The sequence below is a fragment of the Microcoleus pseudofavosus SVA1_A4 genome (assembly GCF_036700565.1).
In the GTDB taxonomy this organism is placed as follows: domain Bacteria; phylum Cyanobacteriota; class Cyanobacteriia; order Cyanobacteriales; family Microcoleaceae; genus Microcoleus.
In genome coordinates this window covers 18,256-28,893 of record NZ_JAUBPE010000002.1, presented here as the reverse complement: position 1 = coordinate 28,893, position 10,638 = coordinate 18,256, and the positions used below count along the sequence as shown (strand labels likewise).

Sequence of the window (10,638 nt, the reverse complement as noted above, 5' to 3'; positions counted from 1 at the left end):
TTTCAACTGCATCAAACTCAGGGGGAATTGGAACAATCTCAGTTTCAACTGCATCAAACTCAGGGGGAATTGGAACAATCTCAGTTTCAACTGCATCAAACTCAGGGGGAATTGGAACAGTCTCAGTCTCAACTGCATCAAACTCAGGGGGAATTGGAACAGTATAGCGAACATTTAGCTCAGACCGCGAAAATATTGGAACAATATCAGTTTCACTTGCAACAAACTCAAAGACAATTGGAACAGTCTCAATCTCAACTTTATCAAACTCAGGGGGAATTAACAAAGGAAAAGTTTCAAACAGATCAAACTAAGTCTAAATTACATCAAACTCATGTGGATTTAGAAGAATTAAAATCTAAATTATCTCTGAGGCAGGCAGAATTAGTCAGAATTCAATTCCAACAACAGTACATAATCACTGAATCTCAGTTAGAAAATGATGCTCAGTATAAACTACTGGTGTGGGATGCGTGGTATGCTTATCAAAGTGGCGATTTGAAGAAAATGCAACAGTGTTTGCAGGAGTATTTAAAATTCACACCTATTTCACGAACCGAGTCTGTAGTCAACTGGTTGGAAAGTTTTGCTAAATTTTCATCAGAAAAGGGGCATGATTTTGATAGCTACGCATTGACTAACTCGCCAGAGTGGAAAAAGCTGATTCAACAGAGAGTTACTGTAAGTAAGCACTGAGTAATGTTGTGATTAGGTAACTTCAGGATGACGATTGAGTTATTCTCACTTAATTTAGATTTGAAATCAATTAACGGTATAAATTCCATGAGTAAAACTTTTTGTGTCCTGGCGTGGAAACACTTGCAAATTAACCCATCGGGGACAGCAAAAATTTGTTGTAGGGCTAGTGGTTCGATTACTGACAGTGATGGTCGCCCCTACTCGCTGTACGAACATTCTGTTAAGGATATTTGGAATTCAGAATATATGCAGAACGTTCGTACAGCAATGGTTTCAGGTGAACAGGTTTCCGCTTGTCAGGGGTGCTACGCTGATGAAGCCCGTATTGGTGGTAGCTACAGAACACAATCTAATGCAAAATGGTTGGAGACATTTAGCACAACAATCGACATAGAAAAAGAACGAGCAATAGCTGCTTCTTTTATAGAATCAAATCTTCCGGTGTATATTCAATTTAATCTTGGTAATTTGTGTAATTTGAAATGTCGGATGTGTAATAGCTCTTACAGTTCCCAAATTGAACAAGATCCAGTTCACAGCAAGTGGTCTCCGAACTTAGAATTTCAAGAGGCTGGTCTACTATCCTGGATTGATGACACCGTCGTTATTGGTCCCAATCCATTGAAAGGGGTAAAATATCAAGGCTTTCGTGACTTTGTAATGTTTGAGGGGCGTTCTCTACGATGGACTGAAGGTGATGGTTCTATTGACTTAGCACTACAGACCGGGACTAAATTGCGGTCTATGATTCTAAAACTGTGGCACTTTAGTGGTCCTGATGGCTGGCTGAAGGTTATGGTTAACGGTGCAACTGTTTTTGATGGTATTCCCCCTCGTGGAAGGTGTGTACAAGAATTTGATCTTACTTCACTTCCCGTCAAGGAGAATCTACAAATATGCATCATTAGCCCAACTTTTTCAACCCTTCAGGATAGTAATCTTGGTGTAGCGGTGGAGGAAATTAAGCTTTGCAGAGAATATGACGATAAAAAAGGAAAAAAATCTCCCAACTTAGTTTTTAGTCGATTTTCTAACGATGCTCCTTGGTTTGAAAATGATTCTCTTATTTTTGAGGAATTTCTTGGTCAGTCAGAGGCTATTAAGGAGCTTTATTTTACAGGAGGTGAACCGCTAATCAATCCCAAGGTTGAAGAAATTATAGATTTTCTGATTGAGAAAGGAGTTGAAAAAAATATTACCTTACAGTTTAACTCTAACTGTACGATCGTGAAAGATGATTTTTTGACAAAGCTTTCTAAGTTTCGTCAAATCGACTTTGCTTTGAGCCTGGATGGGATGGGGGCTGATTATGAATATATTCGCTATCCTTCGCGCTGGTCGAATGTTAGTAAGAATATATTAAAATTGAGGAAGTTACCGAATGCTAATTTAACTGCCGTGCCTATGGTTCAGATATATAATGTACTGAATATGGTAAATTTTTGCAGATTTTGCGATGATCTAGAAATAAAATTTGCACTAATGCTCCTTGATGGACCCAGGCAATTATCAGTATTAGTTATGCCTCCCAAAGCTCGGCAACTGGCAGCATCTCGCCTGCGAGAATACGCAAACAATGATTGCTGTTCACACAATCAAGGAAATGTTATGGCAATGGTAGAGTGCCTTGAGTTGGGGCCGGATCATTGCAATATAGAAACGTTCAAAACTTTTATGTTATTTACAAATGATCTAGATACCTCACGCGGACAAAGTTTTTATGATACTTATCCAAGACTTGCCTCTTTCTTTGAGGAATCCGGTTTTGCCTGGACTTCAGAAAAGATGTATTCAGATAAAGTGCCAGAGGAGATAAATTGAAAAAATTAATTATTTATGCTTGAGTCGGGGAATTAAGTATGTACTTTAATCAAAAAAAACACGAGGTCAATATGAATCTTAAAACTATGTGGAATGACTTTCAAGATTTCACTTATTCAAAGCAAAGCCATTTTTATAAACTTCCGAGGTTCAGCGAACATATTGGGGTAGATCATAACCTGGCTAATTTGAAGTTATATCAGGATCTTCTTGCCTACAATTTCATTGTTAATAATGTACCTCCTGGATCAAAAGTGTTAGAAGTTGGAGGAGGTAACTCTCGTGTTATTGAGGCATTAAAACAAGATTATGAATGTTGGAATATTGACAAATTCGAGGGATCGGGGAATGGACCGAGGGAAGCCAATACTACGACAGGCTATCGCTTGATATTTGACTATATGGGCCACTTTAATGCTGAACTACCGTCAAATTATTTTGATTGTGTGTTTAGTATTTCTGCCCTAGAACACGTTCCAGAAACTGAGGAAACTTTTAAAAATATCTGTGATGATATCAATCGGGTTTTGAATCCCGACGGTTTTTCACTCCATTGCTTTGATATTGTGATCAAAAAAGATAGTGTTTGGACTAATGCTTTCCTTTATTATATTTTCAAGCATATTAAGCTCCAGCATGAAATGATTCCATTTACGCAGATGAAAGAAGATCCGGACTTATACGTGATGTCTGAGTTTGCATATAACGGGATGTGGGAACCCGTCACCCAATGCACTTATGAGGATTTTGGTAAGCCACTTTCATATAATGTATTATGGAAAAAAAATGAGCAAAAAGAAATTTTACTAAGTCAAGATAGTCAGCTAGTCAATCAGTTAACAAAAACTTCGACAAACAATGTTAGTGTTGTAGTCAACTCTCCCTTGCCTAAAATCTCCATTGTCACACCATCATTTAATCAGGGTGAGTTTTTAGAAGAATGTATTGATTCTATTTTGAGTCAGGGATATCCTAACTTGGAATACATCATTATGGATGGTGGTAGTACAGATCTATCTTTAATGATCATCAAAAAATATGAAAAATATCTTACCTATTGGCAAACTCAGCCTGATGGTGGTCATTACGTAGCACTTAACAAAGGCTTCAGTAAGACTACCGGCGAGATCATGGCATGGCTTAATTCAGATGATAAATATCATCCCGATGCTTTTTTTAAGGTTGCAGCCGCTTTCGCCAAAAATCAGCACGTAGAATGGCTTACAGGCAGAGCTACTACTTGGAATAGAGAAGGAATTTTAGAAGATGTTGAAGGAGTTATCCGGCAATGGTCTAGAAATTATCTTTTTAATGAAGCCTTAACTACAGGAAGATTTATTCAGCAGGAAAGCACCTTTTGGAAGCGTTCTATTTGGCAAAAAGTTGGCAGTAAATTACACCAGGAGCTAAAACTAGCCGCCGACTTTGATCTATGGATGCGTTTTTCACGTCATGCACAACTTTTTCTGGTTGATGATTTAATAGGTGGTTTCCGCACCTATGCTACTCAACGTTCACGAGTTTTTTACGAACAGTATGTACGAGAAGTAGAGGACATAGTTAACAGAGAACATCTATTAATAGCAAGTGGTCAATATACCCTTTCACACTCAGCACCACAACCTATTAAACTTCTCAACTCAGAAGTGTCTGTATTAAAAAGGCACAAAATACTACAAGATAGGGATGTTCTGATAGTTACCAGTATTGCGCCGGGAAAAGTGGAAAATCAGCGGGCTGCTGTAGAAAGCTGGCTTTCACTAGGTTTTCATGTGGTTTCATTAAATAATCATAAAGAAGTTAAGCAGTTAAAACCCCTCTACCAAAATGTTACTTTTCACGCAGTTGAGCGCGACGCTCAGCTTGAAGCTGGCAGACCTTTAATTTATCTTGACGATATTTTTCAGTATCTCCGTGAACGGGGTACAAAAATTTGCGGGATTGTGAATTCAGACATTTGTCTGAAAGCTGACAAAAATTTTATTGTGTTTGCTTGTCAGCAAGCTAAAAATGCTATGGTTTTAGCTTCAAGGGTCGATGTTAATTCTCCCGAAGAGAGGCGTGGAGAAACATATATTCATGGATTTGATGCGTTCTTTTTTGATAAGCAATTGTTAGAACATTTTCCTACTTCCAGGTTTTGTTTAGGTCTTCCTTGGTGGGATTATTTTGTTCCGCTCGTTGTTCAACAGCGGGAATTTGTGACGAAATACATTGTAACTAATGTAGCTTACCATGTCAAACATCAGGTAAATTATAGTCAGGATTTATGGCAAAAAATGGGGATTCACTTTACTGAATTCTTCGACACGGATTTATCTCGTTTATTTCAGAAAAAACTTCAAGAAAATCCAACAGCACTGTCAGATGATCTGTTAGCTATAGCTGTCCAATTCATTCAAACATTTAATCGAAATACGCAAGTTGTTCAACATGAAAATGAAACACAATTCAAAGTATCTGCTATTGTATCTACTTACAACTCGGAAATGTTTATTTCGGGATGCTTGCAGGATTTGGTAAGGCAAACATTATATCAGAAAAATCAACTAGAAATCATAGTTATTGATAGTAATTCTGAACAAGATGAGCGCTCTATTGTTTTACAATTTCAAGAAACATATCCCCATATTATTTATGAGCGAACTTTAGAACGCGAATCAGTTTATGCTGCTTGGAATAGGGCAATTAAAATGTCGCATGGAAAATACATTACTAATGCAAATACTGACGACAGGCATCGTCCTGATGCACTTGAAGTTATGGCTAGCTACTTGGATAATCATGCAGAGACAGGTGTAATTTATGCCGATCAGTTGATTACTACCGTTGCTAATGATACGTGGGAAACAACGCAAGCTTCTCAACGCTGGAATTGGCCCCCGTTTAATTATGCTGAACTTGAACGATGCTGCATCGTAGGCTCACAACCAATGTGGAGAAAAGCTGTGCACGAAAAATATGGCTATTTTCGTGCAAACTTTAGTTCTGCCAGTGATTATGAGTTTTGGCTACGAATTGGGAAAAAAGAAAATATTGTTCGTCTCCCTGATATCTTGGGTTTGTATTACCATAATCCTAATGGATTGTCAACATCACCATCTTCTTATGGAGCAGATGAAACAGATATTATATTGAATGAATACGGTATCCCTCAGTCAGGTGTGATCTCTAAGAGTTCTGTTCCGGTGCCAATTTGTATATCAGATTTGAAAGCGCTACCATATCGCACAGTAGAAGGGTCACTTATAGCTGTAAATAGTCATGCAAATCTCTATCAAAACGTTATTAATCCCCTTGTCAGCGTCATTATCCCGACCAAAGACCGACCCGAAATGCTTGCTCAGGCAGTGCAAAGCGTCCTAAATCAAACTTTTTCAGACATAGAAATTATCGTTATCAACGATGGTGGTATTGATGTCCAAAACGTTCTCGACCCCCTCAACTTAAAGAGAAATATCATTTATCTGAAACACGATCAAAATCTAGATCGTTCCGCCGCCCGTAACACAGGAATTCATGCAGCAAGTGGCAAATATATCGCCTACTTAGATGATGATGATACCTACCATCCAAATCATGTAGAAACTCTAGTGAACTTTTTGGAAAATAGCGAGTATAAAGCAGCTTATACCGATGCTGTGATGGCGGAACAGCAAAAGCAAAATGGAAAATATGTCACTATTAACCGCACCGTTCCCTATTCCTTAGATTTTGACAATGATAAAATTCTAGTTAATAACTTTATTCCCATTCCTTGCCTAATGCACGAAAAATTTTGTTTGGATGAAGTAGGAGTATTCGACATAAATCTAGGAACTCATGAAGACTGGGACTTACTGATAAGACTATCTCGGAAGTTTAGAATTGCACACATCAAAGCAACTACTTGTGAATTTGTCTGGAGAAACGATGGAAGTACAACAACAAGCAAAAACAGAGCTGATTTTTTCCAAACTAGGGAGCTTATTTACCGAAAATATACCCCGTATGCTAAAGGTAACTCGGCTGTAATAGAAGCTCAAAATTTAGCTCTTCAGTCTGATCGACAAGAAGCATTAGTAATTACAAATCAAAGTCAGCCGAAACAACAATTGATTCAATCTCAACTAGAACTAACTCAATATCAGCATCAACTCAAACAAGCTCTGGCAGAGTTAGAACGCTTAAAAGCTCAACTCTATTAGATCATAACCCTGTTCTTTCTGAAAAATAGCAATACCTAATTTGCAATAAATATAGGTTTTAGGGGCAGGTTTAGCCAAGAATTGTGCCGAATACCAACAATTCTCCTACAAAACCAGCCCCTAACCATTGGCTGTACTGCACAGAGTGAACCTTTAACGGGCGGGCATAAGGCGCGCGCGTTAAAGGTTTCTCGACAATTGTGCAATTTCTCAGTCCGATCGCGCTTCCAGAATACCCGCCAACTGAACCGATCAAACTCTTGCGTCACACTTACCTTCTCTTTAATACCTCTTCTAACAGCCCAGAAATAGCCTTGTCATCAGGCCGAATCTGCAACGCCATCTGATAAAAGACGATCGCCCCATCCGGCCAATTCTTCCGCACCAAAGCATCCGCCAACTCAACATAAAGCCCAGCATCATTCGGCGCAATCTCCAGCGCCTTGTGATACAACTGCACGTCATCACGATTCTCCTGAATCGCCCGCCGGTACAAACCCATCGCATCCCGCAAATCCCACTGCGATCGCATCCTCAAAGCATCAGCCAACTTCTGCGAAAGCCACGGCAAATCCGGCTGAATTTCCGCAGCGCAGCGGTAAGATGCGATCGACTCATCCCACCGTTCCAGCTTCTCAAAAGCCGTCCCCATGTTGTAATAAGTCCAAGCAAAATCAGGATTCAACTCCGCAGCGCGCCGGTAAACATCGATCGCTTCCTCCCACCTTTCCATTTCTAGCAGCACGTCGCCCAACTTGCTCTGCGACCAGAAGAAATTCGGATTAACTTCGTTAGCGCGCCGGTACGCAACAACTGCCTCATCCCACCGTTCCAAATTCACCAGCGCTTCTGCTAGATTGTTGTGCGCCCAAAAATGGTCGGGATTGAGTTCGATCGACCTTTGGTAAGCCGAAATCGCCTCATCCCACCGTTCCAATTTAATCAGCGCGTCTGCTAAATAGTTGTGCGACCAACTGAAATCGGGATTTAATTCTGTTGCTTTGCTGTAAGCCTCTACAGCTTCTTCCCACCGTTCCAGCTTCAGCAGCACATCGGCTAAATTGTTGTGAGACCAGCTAAAATCTGGATTTAATTCGATCGCCTTCCTGTAAGCCTCTACCGCTTCTTCCCAGCGTTCCAACTTAACCAGCGACTCAGCTAAATTGTTGTGCGACCAAGAAAGTTCGGGATTATTTCTAATAGCATTGCTGTAAGCTTCTACCGCCGCTTCCCACTGTTCTTGATTTCTGAGAATTTCGCCCAATTCGTGATAAGCTGCGCCTGCATTTGGGTTTAACTCAACCGCGCGCCGGTAACAGTCAATACCTTGATTTACCTTACCTTGCTCGATCAAAGTTTTGGCTAAATTCTCGTGTTCCTCGGCGGTGCCGGATTTCGGGTCGATCGCAAATGCTCGATACCAGCACTGGGCCGCCTCCTCCGACTTCCCTAACTGCGTCAACAGTTTCGCAAAATTGCGGAAAGCACCTGCAAAATCCGGTTTCAGGGCGATCGCCTTTTCGTAAGCAGAAACCGCTTGCTGCCACTGTTCCTGCTGCGCGCAAATGCTACCGTAATTAGCGTAAGCTTCGGCAAAATTTGGGTTAATTTCTATTGCTTTGACATAGCAACTTTTAGCTTCATCAATTTTGCCGCCAGCTTGCAGGGCGTTGCCCAGCATTTTGTAAAGCGGTGCTTCCGGCTTAATTTGCAGCGCCTTCTTACAAGCAGAAATTGCCTGTTCCAATTTCCCCTGAGCGAAATAGCCTTCTGCCAGGATTTTGTATGCTTCTGGATCTTCTATATTAATTGTAGAATTAACTGCCTGCTTAACTTCCGGCTTCACAGCAGTTGCTACTTGCTGCTGCTTAACTTCCGGCTTCACAGCAGTTGCTACTTGCTGCTTAACTGCACCGTTTGTTGCAGTTGCCGCTGCCAAAGTATGCTGTCCGTCGCTGCCGTTTCTCGCATGAGCTGCGTTGAGTTCGATCGCCTTGCGGTAATATGCAGTAGCCTCCTCCATTTTGCCTTGTTTTTTCAGCGCTTCCCCCAAATTTTGGTAAGCCGTCGCCAAATTCGGGTCTAATTTAATAGCGCGCTGAAAACAAGATACCGCCTCGGGAAACTTTTCCTGCCGCAAAAAAGCATCGCCCATATTCAAGTGTTCCGAAGGCTTTACTTTTTCCGGTTCCAAACTAAATGCTTGATACCAGCACTGCTGCGCTTGGGCCGGTTTGCCAATTTGTCCGAATACTTTTGCTAAATTCCGGTAAACTCCCGCGAAATTCGGCTTAATCGCGATCGCCTTTTGGTAAAACTCGATCGCCTCCGACCATTTTTCCTGCTGCGCCCAAATGCTGCCCAAATTCGCGTATACTTCCGCAAAACTCGGTTCTATTTCAATAGCTTTAGCGTACCAGTGCCGCGCCTCTTCCATCCTGCCTTGAGCTTGCAGCGCGTTGCCCAAAGTCTTGTAAGCCGGTGCAAAATTGGGGTGAATCTTCAAAGCTTGCTCGCAGGAGGCGATCGCTTCTTCTAATTTTCCTTGGGATAAGTATATTTCTCCCTGTTGGTTAAATTGAACCGCTGTTGATTCTGTATTCACTGTTGATGGCATATGGGCGGCGGCTCCAGAGGCAGGAATTAAATAGGGTAGTCTAAACGTTTAACAATTATACTCGCGTTTGACACTAACAGTAGCGGGCTTGTTCCCGCAATTCTTAATTTTTTTGACGGACGGTGCTGGCTAGAAACGGGGATTCTCGGTTGTTTTTTTGATTTGGCTGCCAAATATAGCAGTTGTCGATCGAATGAAATACAGTTTTACACACGGCACGGTGCGGTGTCCTACTCCCGCGCCGGACACGGCAGTGCCGTTTCCCTGCAAAAATACAGGACACGGCAGTGCCGTTTCCCTACAAAAATACAGGACACGGCAGTGCCGTTTCCCTACAAAAATACAGTCTTACCCGATATTTGTACTTCACTGACAACCGCTATATGTACGAATCAGCCCAATTTGTGGCTGAGAAAGCGCGCCCGTCCCGACTTTTGTAGCTTTTGGCGATCGCCCGTTTTGTAAAGAAAAGTAAACACTCCAGGTGCTTGCTTGTGGGATGCTTGCTTGTGGACTGGGCAAGGGAACGCGCCTTAAAAAATATTACAAACGGCGCAAAATGTGCGATCGAACCCAAACGAGAATAGCCTTTTTAGCAAAAAACGATCGCCCTTTTGGGAGAAAGCGATCGCCCTTTTTTTCCACAATTAGTTAACAACTATTAGCAATTACTAATTAAGCCGCTTCGGCTGCTGCTTCTTCTGCGTCTTCGGCTTCAGAACCTGCTTGAATTCCCAGCACGGTAACAACCACCTGATCTGGTTCGCCGAGAGCTACCACTCCCGGAGGCAAAACTAATTCGTGAATGTGCAGCGCATCCCCTACCTTTAAATTAGAAATATCTACTTCAATTGCTTCAGGAATGCTGTCTGGTTTGCACTTAACTGCGACTTGCGTCAGTACGGTATCCAAGATGCCGCCTTCTAACTTGACGCCGACAGCTTCGCCGACAAAACGCAGTGACAATTCAACTTCCAGGCTGTCTTGAGTCGCCACGGAGAAAAAGCTCAGGTGGTAAGGATAGCCCTTCCAAGGATGAACTTGAACTTCCCGCAGCAAGGTTTTTCCGCTCCAAGAGAGGTCGGGAATGCTGAGGTCAATTAGGGCATTGTTGACTACGTGCTTTTTGAGCAGGTGTTCAACTGTTTTGGCTTTGATGGTAAGGGAAATGGATTCAGAGCCTTTGTGACCGTAGAGGACGGCGGGAATCAATCCAGAGCGGCGGAGGGCGTTAGGTTTGCTGCCTTCTGCCCGCTTTTGACATTCTACTGCGAGTTCCATTTTCTGACTTTCTGTTGATTGTTTTCACATTTT

At 41.8% G+C, this 10,638-nt stretch carries 5 protein-coding genes and 1 pseudogene; 4 read left to right on the top strand and 2 right to left on the bottom strand.

The window, feature by feature from the left end:
* The 3 genes and pseudogenes from QUA02_RS01055 to QUA02_RS01045 all read left to right on the top strand — a co-directional run.
* Positions 1-696 (top strand): annotated as a pseudogene (locus QUA02_RS01055) (hypothetical protein); the annotation flags it as partial.
* Between the two features lie 27 nt (positions 697-723).
* Positions 724-2,520, top strand: coding sequence for a twitch domain-containing radical SAM protein (locus QUA02_RS01050; protein ID WP_333024590.1), 1,797 nt, complete (start codon positions 724-726; stop codon positions 2,518-2,520).
* Positions 2,521-2,591: 71 nt separating this feature from the next.
* Positions 2,592-6,707, top strand: coding sequence for a glycosyltransferase (locus QUA02_RS01045; protein ID WP_333024588.1), 4,116 nt, complete (start codon positions 2,592-2,594; stop codon positions 6,705-6,707).
* Positions 6,708-6,978: 271 nt separating this feature from the next.
* On the opposite strand, the gene QUA02_RS01040 is transcribed toward QUA02_RS01045, so the two are convergent.
* Positions 6,979-9,324 carry a tetratricopeptide repeat protein gene (locus QUA02_RS01040; protein ID WP_333024585.1) on the bottom strand — a complete coding sequence of 782 codons (2,346 nt, stop codon included), beginning with the start codon at positions 9,322-9,324 and terminating at the stop codon, positions 6,979-6,981.
* 225 nt (positions 9,325-9,549) lie between these two features.
* Between QUA02_RS01040 and QUA02_RS01035 the strand changes: the two genes are divergently transcribed.
* Positions 9,550-9,789 carry a hypothetical protein gene (locus tag QUA02_RS01035; protein WP_333024583.1) on the top strand — a complete coding sequence of 80 codons (240 nt, stop codon included), beginning with the start codon at positions 9,550-9,552 and terminating at the stop codon, positions 9,787-9,789.
* Between the two features lie 210 nt (positions 9,790-9,999).
* On the opposite strand, the gene QUA02_RS01030 is transcribed toward QUA02_RS01035, so the two are convergent.
* Complete coding sequence (locus QUA02_RS01030; protein ID WP_333024581.1) at positions 10,000-10,605, bottom strand: 50S ribosomal protein L25/general stress protein Ctc; 606 nt, start codon at positions 10,603-10,605, stop codon at positions 10,000-10,002.
* Positions 10,606-10,638: the final 33 nt, after the last annotated feature.

What these genes read in the sequence shown, in the direction of transcription:
- QUA02_RS01040 (WP_333024585.1), bottom strand. Translation starts at nt 9,324, where the DNA reads ATGCCATCAACAGTGAATACAGAATCAACAGCGGTTCAATTTAACCAA.
- QUA02_RS01030 (WP_333024581.1), bottom strand. Translation starts at nt 10,605, where the DNA reads ATGGAACTCGCAGTAGAATGTCAAAAGCGGGCAGAAGGCAGCAAACCT.
- QUA02_RS01050 (WP_333024590.1), top strand. Translation starts at nt 724, where the DNA reads ATGACGATTGAGTTATTCTCACTTAATTTAGATTTGAAATCAATTAAC.
- QUA02_RS01045 (WP_333024588.1), top strand. Translation starts at nt 2,592, where the DNA reads ATGAATCTTAAAACTATGTGGAATGACTTTCAAGATTTCACTTATTCA.